The following is a 20,066-nucleotide window of genomic DNA, read 5'->3' on the forward strand; positions in this document are numbered from 1 at the left end:
CATCCTGCCCGAGTGTGCCCGGACAGGATGGTGAGGAAAAGAGGGCGGGCCAGAAATCAAGGGAGGCGGCCCGCCCCGGGAGGAAAGGATCAGTGATCCTGAGCGGCACCCGCGCCGCGCGGGATGCGGACGCTTTCCACCAGCTCTTCGATCTCGGTCGGGATCGGCTCGCTGGATTTGGAGACCACATAGGCCACCGCGAAGTTCACCATCGCGCCGATCGCACCAAAGGAGGTGGACTTGATGGTGCCCAGAAGCGGATCCGCATCCGTAAAGCTGTTGGTGCCGGGGATGAAGAACCAGCCCTTGTGCAGGAAGATGTAGATCAGCGTCACCACCAGACCTGCGATCATGCCTGCAACCGCGCCCTTGTTGTTCACCTTGGTGAAGATGCCCATCATCAGCGCCGGGAAGATCGAGGCTGCCGCCAGACCAAAGGCCAGCGCCACGGTCTGCGCCGCAAAGCCCGGAGGGTTGAGGCCCAGGTAGGTGGCAACCGCGATGGCAACCGCCATGGCAACACGGGCCGACAGCAGCTCGCCTTTTTCCGAGATGTTCGGATTGATCGAACCCTTGATCAGGTCGTGCGACACTGCGGAAGAGATCGCCAGCAAAAGACCCGCCGCCGTGGACAGCGCCGCCGCCAGACCGCCAGCCGCCACAAGACCAATCACCCAGCCCGGAAGGTTGGCGATTTCGGGGTTGGCCAGAACCAGGATGTCGCGGTTGAACTTGGTCAGCTCATTGCCCTGCCAGCCGTTCTCGGCTGCCTTGGCCTGCATGTCGGCGTTTGCGTCGTTGTAGTACTGGATGCGGCCGTCGCCGTTCTTGTCTTCCCAGGCCAGGAGACCGGTTTTCTCCCAGGTGGCCATCCAGTCATAGCGGGCGTCGTTTTCGATCTGCTCGACCGAGACCGCTTCGCCATTGGTGCCATTGGGCCACATCATGTCGGTGATGTTCAGGCGGGCCATGGCGCCAACTGCCGGGGCCGTGAGGTACAGCAGCGCGATGAAGACCAGCGCCCAGCCAGCGGACCAGCGTGCGTCCGACACCTTGGGAACGGTGAAGAAGCGCATGATCACGTGGGGCAGACCGGCGGTACCGATCATCAGCGACAGGGTGAAAAGCACCATGTTCAGCGTATCGGCATGGTGGGCGGTGTATTCATTGAAGCCCAGCTCGCGCACGATGGCGTCAAGCTTCGCCAGCAGAGGCTCACCCGAGGCGGCGTGATCGCCAAACAGACCCAGCGCCGGGATCGGGTTGCCGGTCAGCTGCAGCGAGATGAAGATGGCCGGGATGGTATAGGCCATGATCAGCACGACATACTGTGCAACCTGCGTATAGGTCACGCCCTTCATGCCGCCGAACACGGCGTAGGCAAAGACCACACAGGCACCGATCAACAGACCCGCGGTGTTGGAGACCTCAAGGAAACGGCCAAAGGCCACGCCCACGCCGGTCATCTGGCCGATCACATAGGTGGTGGAAGCCACGATCAGGCAGATCACCGCCACGATACGCGCGGTGGGGCTGTAGAAGCGGTCACCGATGAATTCCGATACGGTGAACTTGCCGAATTTGCGCAGGTAGGGCGCCAGCAGCAGCGCCAGCAGCACGTAACCACCGGTCCAGCCCATAAGGAAGGACGAATTGTCATAGCCGGTAAAGGCGATGAGACCGGCCATCGAAATAAAGGAAGCCGCCGACATCCAGTCCGCCGCCGTGGCCATGCCGTTGGTGACGGGGTGCACACCCCGACCCGCGGCGTAGAACTCGGACGTCGATCCGGCGCGCGCCCAGATGGCGATACCGATATAAAGCGCGAAGGACGCGCCAACGAACAGAAGGTTGATTGTAAACTGATCCATGGCTTAGTCCTCCTCGACGCCGAATTCACGGTCGAGGCGGTTCATCCGCCAGGCGTAGAAAAAGATCAGGCCCAGGAAGACCAGGATCGATCCCTGCTGGGCAAACCAGAAGCCCAGATCGCTGCCACCCACCGAGATGCCAGAGAGCATCGGGCGCAGCAGAATGCCAAATCCGAATGAAACGACAGCCCAGATCACCAGGCTGATCAGAATGATGCGCACATTGGCCTGCCAATAGCCCTTGTCGGTCTTGGCAGCCTTTGAGGCATTGGTTGTGTGGTCCGCCATTGCGGCTCCTCCTTGCTAGAATTGTGCCTGCCTTGCGCGTTGCGCTGGGCAAGCCTTCCCTGTTTGCCCGCGCAGCCCGTATTGAGATGGGCAGACATCAGGCATTACTCCTTTGGTCGCCAAAGCGGGCTTTGGCGGTTCCATCGGGTATTTCGGTTTGTGAAGCGGGCGCCCGGCGGCAGCTTGTGCCAGGCGTCCGGGTGTTGGCCGGGCCTAGGGCGCGGCGGTCTTTACAATCGCCGCCAGACCCTTGGCGACCTCATCGATCTGGCCCATGGCGTCGATCTTTTGCAGAACGCCCTTGTCGCCGTAATAGGCGATCAGCGGTGCAGTCTGTTCGTGATAGGCGGCAAGGCGGCTGGCAACGGTTTCGGCATTGTCATCGGCGCGGCGCTTCATCTCGGTGCCGCCGCATTTATCGCAGACACCGGCCTGTTTGGGCTGCTTGAAGCTGTCGTGATAGCCCTCACCGCAGCCCGCGCAGGTGTAACGCCCGGCAACGCGCGTCACCATGGCGTCGTCGTTCACCTCAAGGCTGATGGCGGCGTTGATCTTCTGGCCGGTTTCGGACAGAAGCGCATCCAGCGCCTCGGCCTGAACGGCGGTACGCGGGAAGCCGTCAAGGATCACGCCCTTGGCGCAGTCAGGCTCGGCAAGGCGGTCGCGCAGGATGGCGATCACGATCTGGTCCGACACCAGACCACCGGATTCCATCACCGATTTCGCAGCCTTGCCAGCCTCGGTGCCCGCAGCCACGGCGGCGCGCAGAAGGTCTCCGGTCGACAGCTGCACCAAGCCAAAGCTCTCTTCCAGCATGCGGGCCTGTGTGCCCTTCCCGGCGCCCGGAGGGCCGAGAAGGATCAGAACGGCGGGGCGGGTCATCACATCCGTGGTCATGGCCTTACCCCTTGTTCGCGCGGTTTGCGATCAGATCGTCCACCACCGACGGATCGGCGAGGGTCGAGGTGTCGCCGAGCGCGCCAAAGTCGTTCTCGGCGATCTTGCGCAGGATGCGGCGCATGATCTTGCCGGAACGGGTCTTGGGCAGGCCGGGGGCCCATTGGATCACATCGGGGCTGGCAATCGGGCCGATCTCGGTACGCACCCAGGTGCGCAGTTCCTTCATCAGCTCGTCCGAGGGCTCGCGGTCGTTCATCAGGGTCACATAGCAGTAGATGCCCTGGCCCTTGATCTCGTGCGGGTAGCCCACCACGGCGGCCTCGGCCACGGCGGCGTGCGCTACCAGAGCGCTTTCCACTTCGGCGGTGCCCATGCGGTGACCGGAGACGTTGATCACGTCATCGACGCGGCCGGTGATCCAGTAGTCGCCACCCTCATCGCGGCGGCAGCCGTCACCGGTGAAGTAATAGCCCTTGTAGTCCGAGAAATAGGTCTTCTCGAAGCGCTCGTGATCGCCCCAGACGGTACGCATCTGGCCGGGCCAGCTGTCCTTGATGCACAGAACGCCCTCGACGCCGTTGCCTTCGATCTCGGCGCCCGATTGCGGGTCCAGAACCACCGGCTGCACGCCAAAGAAGGGCTTCATAGCCGCACCCGGTTTCAGCGCATGGGCGCCGGGCAGGGGGGTCATCAGGTGGCCGCCGGTCTCGGTCTGCCACCAAGTGTCGACGATGGGGCATTTTCCCTTGCCGACGACATCATTGTACCAGTTCCAGGCCTCGGGGTTGATCGGCTCGCCCACGGTGCCCAGAAGGCGCAGGGAGGACAGATCGCATTTCTCGACCCATTCGTTGCCCTGACCCATCAGCGCGCGCAGGGCGGTGGGGGCGGTGTAGAACTGGTTCACCTTGTGTTTCTCGCAGACCTGCCAGAACCGGCTGGCGTCGGGGTAGGTCGGCACACCTTCGAACATCAGCGTGGTGGCACCATTGGCGAGCGGGCCATAGACGATATAGCTGTGACCGGTGACCCAGCCTACATCGGCGGTGCACCAGTAGATATCGCCATCGTGATAGTCGAAGGTGATCTCGTGCGTCATCGCCGCATAGGTGAGATAGCCACCCGTGGTGTGCACCACGCCCTTGGGCTGACCGGTCGAGCCGGAAGTATAGAGGATGAACAACGGATCCTCGGCGTTCATCTCGGCGGGCTTGCAGTAGTCATCCGCCTCCAGTGCCATCTCGTTATAGTCAAAGTCGCGCCCGTCGACCCATGTGGTCTGACCGCCGGTGCGTTTCACAACGAGGCATTTGACCGTATCCTTGCAGTGCAGCAGGGCCGCGTCTGCATTGGATTTCAGCGGCGTCTTGCGGCCGCCGCGCGGGGCCTCGTCAGCGGTGATGATCACCTTGGCATCGCAGCCATTGACCCGGGCAGCCAGCGCGTCGGGGCTGAAGCCGGCAAAGACGATGGAGTGGATGGCGCCGATGCGGGCGCAGGCCAGCATGGCATAGGCGGCCTCTGGGATCATCGGCAGGTAGATCACCACCCGGTCGCCCTTGCGCACGCCTAGCGATTCCAGAATGTTGGCCATCCGGCAGGTGTTGCGGTGCAGATCCTTGTAGGTGATGTGCTGCGCCGGCTCGTTCGGATCGTCCGGTTCAAAGATGATCGCGGTCTGATCGCCGCGGGTTTCCAGATGCCGGTCGATGCAGTTGGCCGAGACATTCAGCGTGCCATCCGCATACCAGTTGATCGAGACTTCGCCGAAGTTGTAATTGACGTCCTTCACGGATGTGAAAGGTTTGATCCAGTCGATCCGCTTGCCCTGTTCGCCCCAAAAGGCTTCGGGATCGGCAATCGACGCTGCGTACATCTCTTCGTATTTCGCCGCGTCCACATGGGCGCGGGCAATGACGTCCTCAGACGGCGGATACACTTTGCCTTCAGGCTGCGTGGTCATCTGGTGTCCTCCCTGACTTCTCCTCAGTTTGTCACCCGACAGCGCCGGGGCGCAGGTGTCAAACCGTTTCCTTCCTCGCTGGTCATAATAGGGAATGTTGAAAAGAAGTGAATAAGCGCAAGAAAAACAACGATTTGTTTGTAAATGAATTTCCTGTCTTTTCTGAGGCTGTTAATTGGAGGGGTGATGCGGGGGAAAAATCATTTTCTGTTAGTGGCTTGGCTGTCAACGCCTGGCGTGGCGATGCGGTTCAACCTAGGGGCTGTCCGGGGCGATTTCTTTGGTTCTGCACCTGCAGGGCATGGGGATCCCTGCGGCAAAATGTGCGCAACGAGGTCCGATGCGCGGGACAAGGCGCCGAAAAGCAGACTCAGCAGGCGCTGGCAGGAAATTGAGCGGGGGAGGGCTTGGCAGTGCGCTGCCTTGAGGTTAGCTTGAGCCTCAAGCGCCCCTCGGGCCGAGATCCGGGAGTGATGCAAGGGCGCACAATGGGAGAGAATTATCATGAACAAACTTCTGACTGCCGCTGTGGCGGCTGCTGCTGGTTTTGCGATCGCCGGTGAGGCCGCAGCCACCGAATGGAACGTCTCCGTCTGGGGCAAGCGCCGCGCCTTTACCGAGCATGTCGAAAAGCTGGCCGAGCTGGTCAGCGAAAAGACCGGTGGCGCCTTCACCATGAACGTCAGCTACGGTGGCCTGTCCAAACCGCGCGAGAACCTGGACGGCATCTCCATCGGCGCGTTTGAAATGGCGCAGTTCTGCGCGGGCTACCACCGCGACAAAAACCCCTCGATCACCGTTCTGGAACTGCCCTTCCTGGGCGTGCAGAATCTGGCAGAGGAAGTCGCCGTCAGCCACGCTGTCTATGCGCACCCCGCAGCGGCCAAGGATCTGGCCCGCTGGAACGCCAAGCTGCTGATGACGTCGCCCATGCCGCAGTACAACCTGGTTGGCACCGGCGATCCGCGTGACGAACTGGCCGAGTTCGACGGCATGCGCGTGCGTGCGACCGGCGGTCTGGGCAAGGCGTTCGAGGCTGTTGGCGGCGTGCCGACCTCGGTGCCTGCGACCGAAGCCTACAACGCGATGGAATCCGGCGTGGTGGACACGGTGGCCTTTGCCCAGCATGCGCACCTCAGCTTTGGCACCATCAACAAGGCCGACTGGTGGACCGCGAACCTGAACCCCGGCACCGTGAACTGCCCTGTTGTGGTCAACACCGACGCCTATGACGCCCTCAGCGACTCTGAGCGTGAAGCGCTGGACAGCTCCATCGACGAGGCAATTGCGCACTACCTTGAGAACTACGGCAAGCTCCTGACCAAATGGGACGCCGTTCTGGAGGAAAAAGGCGTTCAGAAGGTCATGATCTCGGACGAGCAACTGGCCGCGTTCCGGGCAAAAGCCGCCGATCCGATCCGTGAGGAGTGGATCAAGGAGATGGAAGCCCAGGGCATTCCCGGTCAGGAACTCTATGATCTGGTGATGACCACCCTCGAAAACACCCGCGCGGGCAACTAAGCGCGCGCCCGCATCAGCAGGCCGGGAACACTCTCCCGGCCTGTTTTTGCATTCTGTCGTATCAAGAGAAAGGTGGGGCCATGGCGGGGAACGCCGCGGTAATTGTTGACGATAGCCTGGTCAGCAGACTGGACCAGAAGCTGTTGGGTGTGGAGAAGGTCCTGGCTCTGGTCAGCGGCCTTGCAGTGTTTTCGCTGATGGTGATGGCGGTTGTATCGGTCGGCGGGCGGTCGGCGTTCAATGCGCCCTTGCCGGGCTATGTGGACTGGATCGAGCAGGCGATGCCGCTGATTGCCTTCATGGGAATTGCCTATGTGCAGCGGGACGGCGGGCATATCCGTATGGATATCCTGATCGGCTCTCTGAAGGGCCGCGCAATGTGGCTGTTCGAGCTGTTCTCGGTTGTGCTCATTCTGGCGCTGATGCTGCTTCTGGTCTGGGGCAGCTGGGCGCATTTCTCGCGGTCCTTCGATTTCGCGGCGCCGCTCTGGAGCCGGGACAGCTCCATCGATATCGGTATTCCGCTCTGGCCGGCCAAACTGCTGGCGCCGGTGGCCTTCTCTGTTCTGTGCCTGCGCCTTCTGTTGCAGGTCTGGGCCTATGGGCGGGCCTTTGTACTGGGTCTCGAGACCCCCGCCGCCGTGCCCCTGATCCAGGATGCCGCAGCCCAGGCCGCCCATGAAGCGGATGTGCTGACCGGCCATGATGATGACACTGCCAGCAGCGCCGCCGGGCGCAGCGCACAGGAATAGGACGCAATAGATGGAACCGATCGAAATCGGCCTGTGGGTCACGGGCTTTCTTCTTGTTCTTGTGGTCACCGGCATGCGCGTCGCCTTTGCGGCGGCCCTGGCGGGGCTGGTCGGGCTGACCTGGATCTTCTGGGCAAAGTTCGGCTACGATCCGGCCCGCTTCATGAAGGCGCTGACAATTGCAGTCAAGACGGCGGGGCAGGTGCCCCATTCCAAAGTGTCCAGCCAGGCCCTGTCGCTGATCCCGACGTTTATCCTGATCGGCTATCTGGCTTACTACGCAGGCCTTACCAAGGCGCTGTTCGAAGCTGCCAAGCGCTGGATTGCCTGGCTGCCCGGCGGCCTTGCGGTTTCGACCGTCTTTGCCACCGCTGGCTTTGCGGCCGTGTCGGGCGCGTCGGTGGCGACCTCGGCCGTCTTTGCCCGCATCGCCATCCCCGAGATGCTGGCCATCGGCTATAACAAGCAGTTCGCCGCGGGCGTGGTGGCTGCCGGGGGTACGCTGGCCTCGCTCATCCCGCCCTCGGCCATTCTGGTGATCTATGCGATCATCGTGGAGCAGGACGTGGGCAAGCTGCTTTTGGCGGGCTTCATCCCCGGTGCGTTCTCGGCGCTCGTCTATGGCGCGCTGATCGTGGGGATTGCCGTTGTTTTCAAGAAAGTCGGCCCGCCGGTCAAAGGCTTCACCTGGGGTCAGCGCTTTGCCTCCCTTCCGGGGGCGCTGCCGATCATCCTGGTGGTTCTGATCATCATCTGCTTTGTCTACAACCCGTTTGGCGATCAGGCCTGGGGCACCCCGACCGAGGGCGGCGCCATCGGCGCCTTCATCGTGTTCCTTTATGCGCTGAAGGGCGGCATGAAATGGGCCGAGCTGAAATCGGCGCTGCTGGAGACGGCGAAACTGTCGGTAATGATCTTCTCGATCATCTGGGGCGTTCTGATCTACGTGCGCTTCCTCGGCTTTGCGGACCTGCCCGGTGCGTTCTCTGACTGGATCACTTCGCTTGAGATGTCGCCGATGGTGATCCTGATCTGCATTCTGCTGGCCTATGCGGTGCTGGGCATGTTCATGGATGCAATCGGAATGCTGCTGCTGACCCTTCCAGTGGTGTACCCGGCCGTCATGGCGTTGAATGGCGGCGAGACCGTCTCTGCCGCCGACAGTGCCTTCGGGATGAACGGCACCATGTGCGCGATCTGGTTCGGGATCCTGGTGGTGAAGATGGCCGAGTTCTGTCTGATCACCCCACCCATCGGTCTCAACTGTTTCGTTGTTGCCGGGGTTCGGGATGATCTGACCGTTCAGGACGTCTTCAAGGGCGTTACACCCTTCTTCGTTGCAGATGCGGTGACGATCGCGCTGCTGGTCGCCTTCCCGGGAATTGTGCTCTACCTGCCGTCCCTCGCCGGCTAGCGCGCAGACCAGACTGACAAATGGGCCGTCCCTCCGGAAAGGTGGGGCGGCTCTTTTTTGTGCAGAGCCGGATATGCTGCACGGTTTGGCAGCAAAGTAATCACATGATTCGCCACTTGGCGCATGCATTCTGATCTTTGAATGTTGATATATGAAAAAATCCGCATGTGTTCGTACTGGACATTTCGGTCCAGTCCTTCACAGCGCAACCGAAGGAAAAGTAAGCAAACGTGCCAATTCCATTCCGTTTCAATGAAGCCTTGGGGCGTTTGATTGTTACGGCTTTCCACTGAGGTGAAGGTCGGAGAAACGCAATTGTACAATTGTTAACAAACCTTGGGGTTAATACCGCAAATTCATCGTGAAAAAGTATCACGATGAGATGTTTTAGGGTTTGTCGACATAATGAGGACATACGATGGCGCGTGACACACAGGACACTCTTTCAAAGTTTGCTTTGACCGGAGATGACCATCGAAAGCTCATCCGGGCCGGACAATTGGTGGCGCCCATCCTGGATGACGCATTGGAGCATTTCTATTCCTTCGCCGTAGCCGATGCCGAGATCGCGCAGTTCTTTCCGAACGAAAGCGTGATGGCGCATGCGCGCGCGGCACAGAAAAAGCACTGGCAGCGCCTTCTGTCAGGCAGCTTTGACGACGACGACCTTGCCTCTGCCGAACGGGTCGGCTCCGTGCACTTCAAGATCCAGCTGCCGTTTTCCATGTATCTGTCCGGGTATTCGCGCGCCAACGCCTATATCCAGCAGCGTTTGCTGGAGCGTGCAGGTCCGCTTGTGGGCAAGTTTTCAAAACGCAGGCAGGGCGACTTGCTGGGCGTTCTGACACGGGCCTTTGCCTTTGACACCTATCAGGTGATCGCGGCCTACTTCGCGGCTCAGAAAGCCGAACAGGACACTGCGTTCAAGTACCTGTCTGATGGCATTGCCCGCATGTCCGGGCGTGACCTGTCCAGTCCGATTCCCGGCCCGGAGGAAAGCGATTTCCCCGCCCGTTACGACACGGTGCGCCAGTCCTTCAACGCGCTGATGGACTCGATGCGGGATGTGATCGTTACGATCCAGGAGTCCACAGGCAATCTGAACCGGATCGCAAGCGAGGTGAACCAATCTGCAGAGGACCTGTCCCGCCGCACCGAAACCCAGGCCGCCACGCTGGAGCAAACCGCTGCTGCCGTGGAAGAGATCAACAGCAGCGTGCAGTCTTCGGCAGAGTCGACCTCCTCGACGGAAAGGGTGGTCTTGCAGACCCGCCAGAATGCCGCAAAGGGCAACGAGGTCGCTGATCAGGCCGTGACCAAGATGCGCGAAATCTCGGAGTCATCGGCTCAGATTTCCCAGATCATCAGTGTCATCGACGATATTGCCTTCCAGACGAACCTGTTGGCACTGAATGCAGGCGTCGAGGCAGCCCGCGCAGGCGAAGCCGGACGGGGCTTTGCCGTCGTGGCCTCCGAGGTGCGCGGCCTGGCGCAGCGCGCCGCAGATTCGGCCAAGGAAATCAAGGAACTGGTCGGCACCAGCACACAGCATGTGGACAATGGGGTTGCCATGGTGGATCAGGCGGGAACGACCCTGACGGAGATCGTCAAAGACATCGAGAAGGTTTCTGAACTGACCACCGAAATCGTCAATTCCGCGCGTGAGCAGTCGACGGGTCTGGCGGAAATCGCCACCGGTGTCTCCCAGCTGGATCAGGTGACACAGCAGAATGCGGCCATGGTTGAGGAAACGGCTGCCGCCATCATGTCGCTTCAGCAGGACACGCAGGTTCTGTCGCAACTGGTCGGAACCTTCACGGTCTCCGCCGGTGGTAACGTTCGGCGTCTGGCTGATGTGGCGGGCAAAGCTGAAACGCGCCCGGCGCCGATGCAGGACGCGGTCGGGTTCTGAGGACAACGACCCGCCCTTTTTCCTACTTCGGTATGATCTTGATCGCACGGTTTCCTTTGGCTGGGACCGTGCGGTTTTCTCTTGGGCGGAAACCGGGCAGGAAGGCCAAATCCTTCGCATCACACCGCCTTGAAAGGCGGTAGAGCAATGACGCACGGGAGCCTACGGAATCGGAACAAAAGTGTCGATTATGGGGGTAGTGGCGGAGAGACAGTCCGCCGTTCAGAATTCCTAAAAAATCCATTATTGACCTGTAAGTAATTGCCACATAACGATTTTATAAGGAAGTACGTTCCAGAGAATTCCGGCGAAATCCTCGAAAATCTGGGTTTCAGAGGGGGAACGATAGGGGGGACAAGGTTATATGAACGGCAGTCTAACTGCGACATTCGTCCGCAACATAAAAGCTCCTGGTGTGTACAGTGACAAGAACGGGACGGGTTTGCGCCTGCGTGTCAAACCTGACGGACGAAAACACTGGCTCCAACGCTTCACGCTGTACGGCAAAGTCCGAGAGGCTGGGTTGGGATCCTATCCAATCGTGACTTTGGCGATGGCGCGAGAGCAAGCGCTTGAAAACCGTCGTGCGGTACGTGACGGCGTGGATCCGATCTCCGAAAAACAGAAAAACCGTGCTGTCTTGACCTTCGCGGATGCTGTCGAAGAGTACCTGAAGATACGCATGACTGAGTTTCGCAACGAGAAACACAAAAAGCAATGGCGCGCTACGTTGGACACCTACGCAGTTCCGATCGTGGGTTCGATTTATGTTCGCGATCTGACACGTGAAGATGTGATCCGTGTTTTGGAGCCGATATGGAAAGACAAAACAGAGACTGCGACACGGCTGCGTCAACGTATTGAGGCTGTAATCTCCTGGGCCATTGTGTCCGGCCACCGGGAAACAACCAACCCGGCGGTTTGGAAAGGAAACCTCTCTGAAGTGCTGCCAAACCCTTCACGGGTTAAACAACAGAAGAACCACCCGGCTGTGCAGGTGACGGAAGCTGCCGATTTCTGGAAGGAACTGAGCAAGCGCGAAGGTATGGGCGCGACCGCGCTTCGCTTTCTTACGCTCACAGCCTCCCGGTCTGGCGAAGTTCGCGGGATGACATGGGATGAAGTGGATTTCGAAAAACGTCTGTGGATCATCCCGAAAGAGCGCATGAAAGCACGTCGCGAACATAGGGCGGCATTATCTGATGCAGCAATGGACTTGTTGCTCAGCATGCCCAAGCTGGAAGGGTGCGACTTCGTTTTCTTTTCCAGCAAAGGCGGCCAGTTGTCGGATATGTCCCTTTCCGCAGTGATGCGACGTATGGATGAAGCCGCACAGGCGAATGGGGGCGCGCGCTTTCTTGATGGACGGTCAAAACTACCCGCAGTTCCGCACGGTCTGCGCTCCACCTTTCGAGATTGGGCGGCAGAGAACGGTGTGGACCATACTCTCGCGGAACTTGCCTTAGCGCACAATGTTGGCAGCACTGTAGAGCGAGCATACCGGCGGTCCGATCTCGTTCAAAACCGCTTTGAGCTAATGAACCAATGGGCTGCGCATTTGGAAGGGCGCGGGAGAGGCTAGGACACTCTGAACCAGTGTGAAGTCAACGAGAAATACTGTTTCATGTCGTGTACATAGATGGCGGCTCCCAGCCCTAAGCGGACCCGATCAGCCAAACCCTTCAAGCGGGCAGATCCAAAAGGTGGGGCGGAAGGCGGACCTTCGCTGCAAGTGCGTTAGCACAGAGCCCATCTGACGAAAGCAGCCGTTCAATTAAAGTTCAAATCCACAAATTCTGCAAAAGACTTGTGGCCGCTTCGAAGGCAAACCTACCAATGCGATGCCCCGAATAATTGACCGCTGAGCTTATAAGGCCGATGGTGGCATGCGGTGGGCCGTATTCGGCTACGCTGCCTTGACTTGGTTCCTTTGACGCAGAATTGGCAAGATTTCCCTATGCAACGACGTCAGTTGGTTCACGCGGTATCGCCAGTTTTTCCTATCGGCTTGGGATGTATGAATTTCGGACGGTTTTATGGACCATCTTCGGAATCTCAAGCGCGGGAAACGCTTTCCCATGCGACAGACTTAGGGGTCGAGCACCTCGACACAGCCAACATTTATGGACTGGGCGTCTCTGAGGAAATCCTTGGACGGTTTCTGTCGCCGGCGCATCACCACATTCGCATTGCAACCAAAGCCGGGATTTCGCGCGACCGGGAGCATGGCAATCGCGGCTTCAACAACAAACCAGACTACCTTAGAGAACTGCTCGACGCATCTTTGCGGCGCCTTAAAAGGGAGCATATCGCCCTTTTCTACATTCACCGTCGAGATCCGGATGTTGAGATTGAAGAGGTGATGCATGCCCTTCTAGGGATGAAGAAAGAAAGCAAGATCGGCGGCATCGGTTTCTCTGAAATCTCTCCTGCCTCGCTCAGACGAGCAGTGGCCGTCGGGCCTGTTGAAGCGGAGCAGAGCGAGTACTCATTCTGGTCCCGTTTGCCGGAATTGGGCATGTTGCAAACGTGACGGGAGCTTGGCGTTGCGTTCGTTGCCTATTCTCCGCTTGGGCGGGGGATTTTCAGCGATCATATTCCTGATCCGAACGCATTTGCGGATGGTGATTTCCGCAAGAACAGCCCGCGTTTCCAGCAGCCAAATCTTGGCTTCAATCTGGCGAGGATCGCTCCATTCCGCGCGTTCTCGGCCGATCACGTGGTGTCGACCGCCGCGATGGCCATCGCATGGTGCCTCGCCCAAGCTGAGAACATCATACCGATCCCCGGAACCCGTTCGGCCAGACACCTGGAAGAGTGTGTGGAGGGGGCTCGCATCACTCTGACAGAGGACATGAAGACGGAGATCGATCGCCTGTTGCCCGTCGGCTGGGCACATGGCGACCGATACTCGAAGGTTCAATGGAACGGGTCCGAAGGCTACTCCTGATGCGTTAGTCGGCGCCTCTCACGGGAATTGGCGCATCGGGATTTGGCTGGAACAGGCGCTGCACGAACCACGTCGCCACCGCAATCCCGACGCCGATAAGGTCAGTCAAAAGCCCGCCCGATATCAGGAACAATGCTGCGACAATCAGCAGACCGCGGATGAACCATGCCGAGCGTGCCCCGACGAACCACCCCTGAACACCGCTGGACAGGAAGAACACCCCGATGATGGCGGTTGCCCCTGCACGAAGGATGTCCAGTGTGGAGCCTTCCATCAAGAGCGCCGAATTGTAGAAGAACATAAACGGCACAATGAATGCAGCGATCCCGATTTTGAACGAGGCCACCGAAGTTTCCATCGGGTTGGCACCAGATATCCCTGCCGCGGCATAACTTGCCAGCGCAACGGGTGGAGTAATTGCCGACAGAACCGCAAAATAGAACACGAAGAAATGTGCCGTGAGTTGCGGGATACCCAGTTGCACAAGGCCCGGCGCGACGACGCTCGCAGCGACTGCATAAGCAGCTGTTGTTGGCATGCCCATTCCAAGGAGGATCGCGATACACATCGCGAAGAACAGCGCCAGAAGCTGCGATGCCGCAGCCAAGTCGAGGAGCACAGCCGAGAACCGCGCGCCAACACCTGTGAGGCTGATGACGCCAACGATGATCCCTGCGCAAGCACAGACCGCGATAATCTGGATCGACATAACGCCTGCGAGTTCGAACGCCTTTAGGATTGCGCGCAGCCCCATGCGGTTGGGTGTCAGCCAGCTGACGACGGCCGCCGCGACAGTGGCGAGCGTCCCCGCGCGGATAACGGAGTAACCCAGGAAGAGCGCATAGATCAGAATGACGATCGGGATGAACAGATAGATCTGGCGGACCATCTTGTTGAACTTGGGAAGCTCATCCTCGCGCATGCCGCGCATGCCGAGTTTCGCAGCCTCGAAATCCACCATGAGGTAGACCGAGACGAAGTAGAGCACCGCAGGGATGATCGCTGCGATCGCAATCTCCTGATAGGGGATCCCCGTGATTTCCGCCATGATGAACGCACCGGCGCCCATGATTGGCGGCATGATCTGCCCGCCTGTCGAGGCCGCTGCTTCGACCGCACCAGCGGTTTTCTTGTGGTACCCCACCTTCTTCATCAGCGGGATGGTCAGCGATCCAGTCGCCACAACATTGCCTGCCGAAGTGCCATTGATCATGCCCATGAGGCCAGAGGCGAAAATGGCAACTTTCGCAGGGCCACCCCGCGCACGCCCCGCCGCAGCAAAAGCGAAGTTGACGAAGTAGTCGCCCACCTTGGAGGCCTGCAGGAACGCGGCGAAGATAATGAACAGGATGATGTAGGTGGACGACACCGCTGTAGTCGGCCCCAGAATGCCTGCGTCAGAGTAGACGTGGCCGAAGAACCGCTGCCAGCTACAGGCGTTTTCCACCGCAAGAATGCCGGGCAACAGATGCGCCGTGAAGGTGTAGATCAGGAAAACACCCGTAATGATCACCAGCGCGAGACCAGCCACGCGGCGGGTCAATTCCATGATGAGGGCAGCGCCTGCTGTGGCGGCAAAGGCAACCCCAATCGGGACTTCTGCCGTACCTACCGAATTGCGCGCGGCGGTGGAGTAGACCGTAACCAGATAGAATGCGACGACGAGACCGCAAAGCGCCAAGACAACATCAGAGATTGCAAAACGATCTCGTGCCACACGATCGACCCACCCGATGACAATCGCGGCGAATGTTGCCACCAAAAGCGGTACACCAAATTGCCAAATCTCGGCTTCGAAGATGCCAGTATAGCCTGGGAATGCCGCGAGGCGCTCGCTGCCCTCAGGCAAAGACATCCAGATTACACGTCCACCAACCTCGGCGGCTTCGTCGGAGGCGAGGAAATTGGCGAATCCCAAGACGGTAAAAGCCGACCAGGCAACAGGGATGAGCAATGCCGCGGAGATCATCTGCAAGCCGCTCCCGCGCGCGGCAAAGCCAGCACCAAACTGACTGGAGGCAAAAAGCATAAACCCGAGCGCTAGGGCGCCGCCGATGTGGAGGATGCGAAAATTCCAGGTCTCCAGTGGGAATTGCGGCAAGAACCACAGCCTCTCGGACCACGTTGTGCGCACGGCGCGCGCCTCACGTGTCAGGGCTGCTGCTTGGTCCCGTGCGGCATCCAAGGCAGCCACGCTGGCAGCAATTTCGTCCGCATTATCTGCCGTTGCCATCGTTTCGTCTGCAAGAGCCTTTAGGCGACGCACGGAATTGCCTTCAAATGCTTGACCGGCGGGGCCAAGCGTCGCGAGTAAATCGGAGAACGCCTCATCAGCAGCGGCGTCGGCGCGTTCGGCTTGAATAGTTGTCGGCATAGCAATCATGTTGGACAATGACACACCATTCAAGGCGATCATGTGCAGTGCCGCGTAAAGTGTGGCGATCGCCGCAATGACGACAAAGCCACGGCCTTGGAACAGTCGGCGGTTTCCTTCGATAGGCTCTTCGTCCACCCCGTCCGCGATCAGGTGATCGTCATTGATTGACGTATTTTCTTGCACCATCATTTTATCCCCAGATTGCCTGCCTGCGTGAAAAATATCCGCGCCCTCGTCAGGCGCGGATACGTTTGTCTGGTCCTGCCACATAGGCAGAGAACTTAGCCGCCGTGGACCATATCTGCAGGGATGTCTGCGCCAGCGTTCTCCATGAACCATTTTGCAGCACCGGGGTGCCACTTCATCACGGAGTTGCGGTCCCAGAACTCGGGCAGTGTCGAACGCGCCGCCTTGTGTGTAGCAACCATGCGGTCATTGTCAGACATAACCGCGTTTACGACTTCAAAGACGAAGCTTTCTGGCAGATCGCAGTTTGCAATAGCGAAGTTCCACATCGACACGGAGCGCGCAGGCGCGTCGAGGGTTTGGTAGGTGTCGGCTGCGATGTCGAACTGCGCCACCGGGAAAGCCGCGGTGATTTTCGCTTGCTCGTCTTCGGTGAACTCGATGATGTTCACATCGGTTTGGACTTCAAGCTGCGACACGGCAGGCACCGGAACACCGGCGGCAAAGGCGATTACGTCGAGCAGACCGTCCTGCAACTGACCGCCCAGATCGGACCAGCCACCGTTGCGGCGTTCGAAATCAACACCCAGCTCTTCCATCATGCGTGGGAAGTAGGTGTCGGATGTCGAGCCAGCAGGCCCAAAGCCGATCTTTGCACCGGCGGGAATGTCCTCAACGCTTTCAATACCGGACGACGACAGTGCCGTAATCGAGAACGGCGTCTGATACATCGGGAACATTGCGCAGGCGTTGGTCATCTGAAGACCGGGCGCAATGGGGTTGTTTCCGGCGATAGATTCGGCCGCAGGACCCATCGTTGTCATGCCGAATGCCAGATCACCCGCATGAACGAGCGACATGTTCTGCATTGGCCCGCCGGTCACTTCCGCGCCGCCCGAAACGCCTATGGCTTCAGCGACAATACCACCCCAACCGGAGCCGTAGCCGAAATATGTGCCGCCCTGCGAGCCGGTCCCGATGGTGAAGCTTTCTGGCCAATCGGCGCGGTCTTGTGCCGCGGCGCCTCCCGCGACGGCCACGGTCAGTGTCATCGCGATTGTTGCGCATGTTAGACGATTAAAACTCATGTCTTTCCTCCCAATTTCCGAATGTAGGGTGCAAGATAGGCCTTGGACCGCACAATTCGAGTTATTAGAGGAATTGTAATACGCCAAATTTGCTCGCGACCAGCGTCTTGAGTGATCTGCGATTATACAAATTAATGATACAATTAGTGTTAAGCTGTCTTCGAAAGCTCCAGCAAGTTATCTTGCAAGACTTTTAGAAAGGCATCTCTGGCGTCGTGTCTGGTTTCCTTGAGCCAGACAGCTGTTAGCGCAAGGCTCCGTTTTGCATTATCTGTCGGCCCCTTTAGTTCGACAAAATTCACACCGCCAACTGCCAGCCGCGACGCCCACTTAGGGACAATTGCGAGCCCGAGCCCGGTGCTGACAAGACTGATAATCGTCTGCTTTTCTTCCGCGACCTGAGCGATGCGCGCAGTGTAGCCCGCCTCCAGAAACAGTTTGATAGTCAGATCGTGGCTGTGAGGGCGTGATCCGCGATCCGGAACAATCAACGGCTGATCCGCAAGGTCATCAATGGTCACCGTCTCGCGCATCGCGAGAGGGTGGTTCTCGGGCATTGCGACCACGGCAGTTTCCGAAAACAGCGGCAGAAATTCCAACTGGGTGTCGGGCCTTTCGGGGGGGCGCACAATTGCGACGTCGAGGCGTCCTGACAACAGCCTAGGCAAAAGACGAATGGTCTTTTGCTCCAGAAGCTCCACATCGATCTCGGGATAGTCTTCACGAACCTTCTGGAGCAATTGCGGCATCAGCCCCGCAGCGGCGCTGTCAATTGCACCGATTCGCAAAACCCTTGATTTTCCATGCGTGCCTTCTCGAAAAATGCGCTCCATCCGATCGGCGCGTTCCACCAAATCGCGGGCCTGGGCAACAAACTCTCGTCCCACATCCGTCAACGCCACATGTCGTGTTGTTCTGACAAGGAGTTGCCCACCGAGCTTTTCTTCCAGCAACTTGATGTGTCTTCCGAATGACGCAGGGAGCATACCAAGTTTCTGGGCCGCACGGCCGAAATGCTGTGTCTCGGCGACGGCGATCAGACAGCGCAGTTGGCGCAATTCCATCGGGACCTCATTATATGAAATTTTTATATGATATGGCCACGATTGCTTATGGTCAGTCAACCAAAGATACACTTTCGGGCAACGCACCGCTCACAGGGTCAACCGTCAACGCGTTCAGAGGGTAGAAAATGAATATATATAAGATCGCTGCAATTCCCGCGGATGGGATCGGACCGGAAGTCATTGCCGCAGGTATCCAGACCCTTGAAGCGCTTGCCAAGCGCGATGGCAGCTTCCAGCTTGAGTTTACGCACTTTGACTGGGGATCCGAACGTTACAAGCGCGAGGGAGCGTTGATGCCCGAAGATGGCACCGAAACGCTCAAAGCTTTCGACGCGATCTTTTTCGGCGCGGTCGGCGCACCCGATGTTCCAGATCACCTGACGCTATGGGGACTGCGTTTGCCGATTTGTCAGGGCTTTGATCAATACGCAAACGTGCGCCCCACACGCATTCTACCCGGCATTCAGGCGCCCCTCGCGGACGTCGGGCCTGACGATCTTGATTGGGTGATCGTTCGTGAGAATTCTGAAGGCGAGTATGCCGGGATGGGCGGTCGCGCGCATCGGGGTCTACCCGAAGAAGTAGGCACGGAGGTCGCACTCTTCACGCGCGTCGGCGTGACACGCATCATGCGATACGCCTTCAAGCTGGCGCAATCACGCCCTCGCAAGCTCCTCACGGTTGTGACCAAGTCAAATGCTCAGCGCCATGGCATGGTCATGTGGGACGAGATCGCAGCAGAGGTTTCGAAAGACTTCCCCGACGTGACGTGGGATAAGATGCTGGTGGACGCAATGACCGTGCGGATGGTGAAATCGCCGCAAAGCCTCGACACCATCGTCGCAACGAACCTGCATGCAGACATCTTGTCTGATCTTGCAGGGGCGCTTGCCGGCTCGCTGGGCGTAGCTCCGACCGCCAACATTGATCCAGAGCGGCGATATCCGTCTATGTTTGAACCGATCCATGGATCGGCTTTCGACATCACTGGGAAAGGCATTGCAAATCCAGTTGCAACATTCTGGACAGCGGCACAGATGCTTGAACATATCGGCGAGGCCAATGCCGCGCGGCGGCTGATGCGGGCCGTCGAGAAGGTATGTGCGGACGGCGTCATGACCCCTGATGTTGGCGGCGACGCGAATACTCAAGACGTGACGGATGCTGTTTGCGATGCAATCAGGGGTGACAACATTTAGATCGGCTTCCGCCGGAAAATGACGGGCTAAGCGCTATTCTGAGGCGTGCTGAAGTGCTTAGCCCGACGCAGCCCGCTCAATTCAGTGTCGGACCCAACCCGCTCTCCGCGAGCCGCATTGAAGCTGCGCCGCAACATAGCCAGAGAAGCCGTCTGTTGAGCTTTCGGCATTCTGCATATCGAATATCCATAGTTCAGCGTAACCCAACGTAGTGTCAGTTGGTATCAAGGGCCGGCTCGTCCGTAGTACTTGCCGGGCCGAGTAGCTGCATCGAAAGTCCGGTTTTACGGTCCGCAGTGCAGCAATCGAAGCGCCTATCTAACGGCAGCTTTGGGCCGGTCGGAGCATGAATTTTTTCCTGAGGCCCAGACTTTGCAAAGGGCGCAATCTGCGCATAGCGGGCTGTTCATACTATGAGGACGGTAGAGTGTGCAGGTCTTTGTCGGAGAGCGCATGTGCGGAGCCGCTTGCGGATGAGTGTTTCTGACTGCCTGCCAGCACACGGTTGATTCGAATTTGGTATCTACGAGCTGGTGTTGGGCCGTGGTGCGGAGGGTATTTCCAAGTTTTTCTTGTTC

The 20,066-nt window shown here is 58.9% G+C and carries 13 protein-coding genes and 1 pseudogene; 7 read left to right on the top strand and 7 right to left on the bottom strand.

The window, feature by feature from the left end; genetic code table 11:
• Positions 1-89: 89 nt before the first annotated feature.
• From AADA15_RS05610 to acs, 4 genes are all read right to left on the bottom strand, one after another.
• Complete coding sequence (locus AADA15_RS05610) at positions 90-1,871, bottom strand: sodium:solute symporter family protein (protein ID WP_341640557.1); 1,782 nt, start codon at positions 1,869-1,871, stop codon at positions 90-92.
• A 3-nt stretch (positions 1,872-1,874) separates the two neighbouring features.
• Positions 1,875-2,159 carry a DUF4212 domain-containing protein gene (locus tag AADA15_RS05615; RefSeq protein ID WP_341640558.1) on the bottom strand — a complete coding sequence of 95 codons (285 nt, stop codon included), beginning with the start codon at positions 2,157-2,159 and terminating at the stop codon, positions 1,875-1,877.
• Between the two features lie 213 nt (positions 2,160-2,372).
• Entirely contained in the window at positions 2,373-3,056 is a 684-nt protein-coding gene (locus AADA15_RS05620) for an adenylate kinase (protein WP_341640559.1), read from the bottom strand.
• 4 nt (positions 3,057-3,060) lie between these two features.
• Positions 3,061-5,022 carry an acetate--CoA ligase gene (gene acs / locus AADA15_RS05625; protein WP_341640560.1) on the bottom strand — a complete coding sequence of 654 codons (1,962 nt, stop codon included), beginning with the start codon at positions 5,020-5,022 and terminating at the stop codon, positions 3,061-3,063.
• 504 nt (positions 5,023-5,526) lie between these two features.
• Between acs and AADA15_RS05630 the strand changes: the two genes are divergently transcribed.
• The 6 genes and pseudogenes from AADA15_RS05630 to AADA15_RS05655 all read left to right on the top strand — a co-directional run bounded on the left by AADA15_RS05630 (position 5,527) and on the right by AADA15_RS05655 (position 13,571).
• Complete coding sequence (locus AADA15_RS05630; protein ID WP_341640561.1) at positions 5,527-6,543, top strand: C4-dicarboxylate TRAP transporter substrate-binding protein; 1,017 nt, start codon at positions 5,527-5,529, stop codon at positions 6,541-6,543.
• Between the two features lie 80 nt (positions 6,544-6,623).
• Positions 6,624-7,295: a TRAP transporter small permease subunit gene (locus tag AADA15_RS05635; protein ID WP_341640562.1), complete on the top strand. Its 672-nt coding sequence runs from the start codon at positions 6,624-6,626 to the stop codon at positions 7,293-7,295.
• Between the two features lie 10 nt (positions 7,296-7,305).
• Entirely contained in the window at positions 7,306-8,709 is a 1,404-nt protein-coding gene (locus tag AADA15_RS05640) for a TRAP transporter large permease (RefSeq protein ID WP_341640563.1), read from the top strand.
• A gap of 418 nt (positions 8,710-9,127) precedes the next feature.
• The gene (locus AADA15_RS05645) at positions 9,128-10,621 is read left to right on the top strand and encodes a methyl-accepting chemotaxis protein (RefSeq protein WP_341640564.1); all 1,494 of its coding nucleotides are present in this window, start codon (positions 9,128-9,130) and stop codon (positions 10,619-10,621) included.
• A 364-nt stretch (positions 10,622-10,985) separates the two neighbouring features.
• Positions 10,986-12,203, top strand: a complete 1,218-nt coding sequence (locus AADA15_RS05650; protein WP_341640565.1) for a tyrosine-type recombinase/integrase — start codon at positions 10,986-10,988, stop codon at positions 12,201-12,203.
• A 375-nt stretch (positions 12,204-12,578) separates the two neighbouring features.
• Positions 12,579-13,571 (top strand): annotated as a pseudogene (locus AADA15_RS05655) (aldo/keto reductase).
• A 4-nt stretch (positions 13,572-13,575) separates the two neighbouring features.
• On the opposite strand, the gene AADA15_RS05660 reads toward AADA15_RS05655, so the two are convergent.
• From AADA15_RS05660 to AADA15_RS05670, 3 genes are all read right to left on the bottom strand, one after another.
• Positions 13,576-16,137: a TRAP transporter permease gene (locus AADA15_RS05660; protein WP_341640584.1), complete on the bottom strand. Its 2,562-nt coding sequence runs from the start codon at positions 16,135-16,137 to the stop codon at positions 13,576-13,578.
• Between the two features lie 92 nt (positions 16,138-16,229).
• The gene (locus AADA15_RS05665) at positions 16,230-17,186 is read right to left on the bottom strand and encodes a TAXI family TRAP transporter solute-binding subunit (protein WP_341640585.1); all 957 of its coding nucleotides are present in this window, start codon (positions 17,184-17,186) and stop codon (positions 16,230-16,232) included.
• Positions 17,187-17,371: 185 nt separating this feature from the next.
• Positions 17,372-18,286 (bottom strand): LysR family transcriptional regulator, encoded by a 915-nt coding sequence (locus tag AADA15_RS05670; protein ID WP_341640566.1) that lies wholly within the window; start codon positions 18,284-18,286, stop codon positions 17,372-17,374.
• Positions 18,287-18,414: 128 nt separating this feature from the next.
• Between AADA15_RS05670 and AADA15_RS05675 the strand changes: the two genes are divergently transcribed.
• A complete protein-coding gene (locus tag AADA15_RS05675) occupies positions 18,415-19,488 on the top strand; it encodes a tartrate dehydrogenase (RefSeq protein WP_341640567.1) in 1,074 nt (357 codons plus the stop codon).
• The last annotated feature ends 578 nt before the right edge of the window (positions 19,489-20,066 follow it).

Origin of the sequence: Phycobacter sedimenti, from assembly GCF_038148855.1 — a bacterium.
GTDB classification, from domain to species: domain Bacteria; phylum Pseudomonadota; class Alphaproteobacteria; order Rhodobacterales; family Rhodobacteraceae; genus Phycobacter; species Phycobacter sedimenti.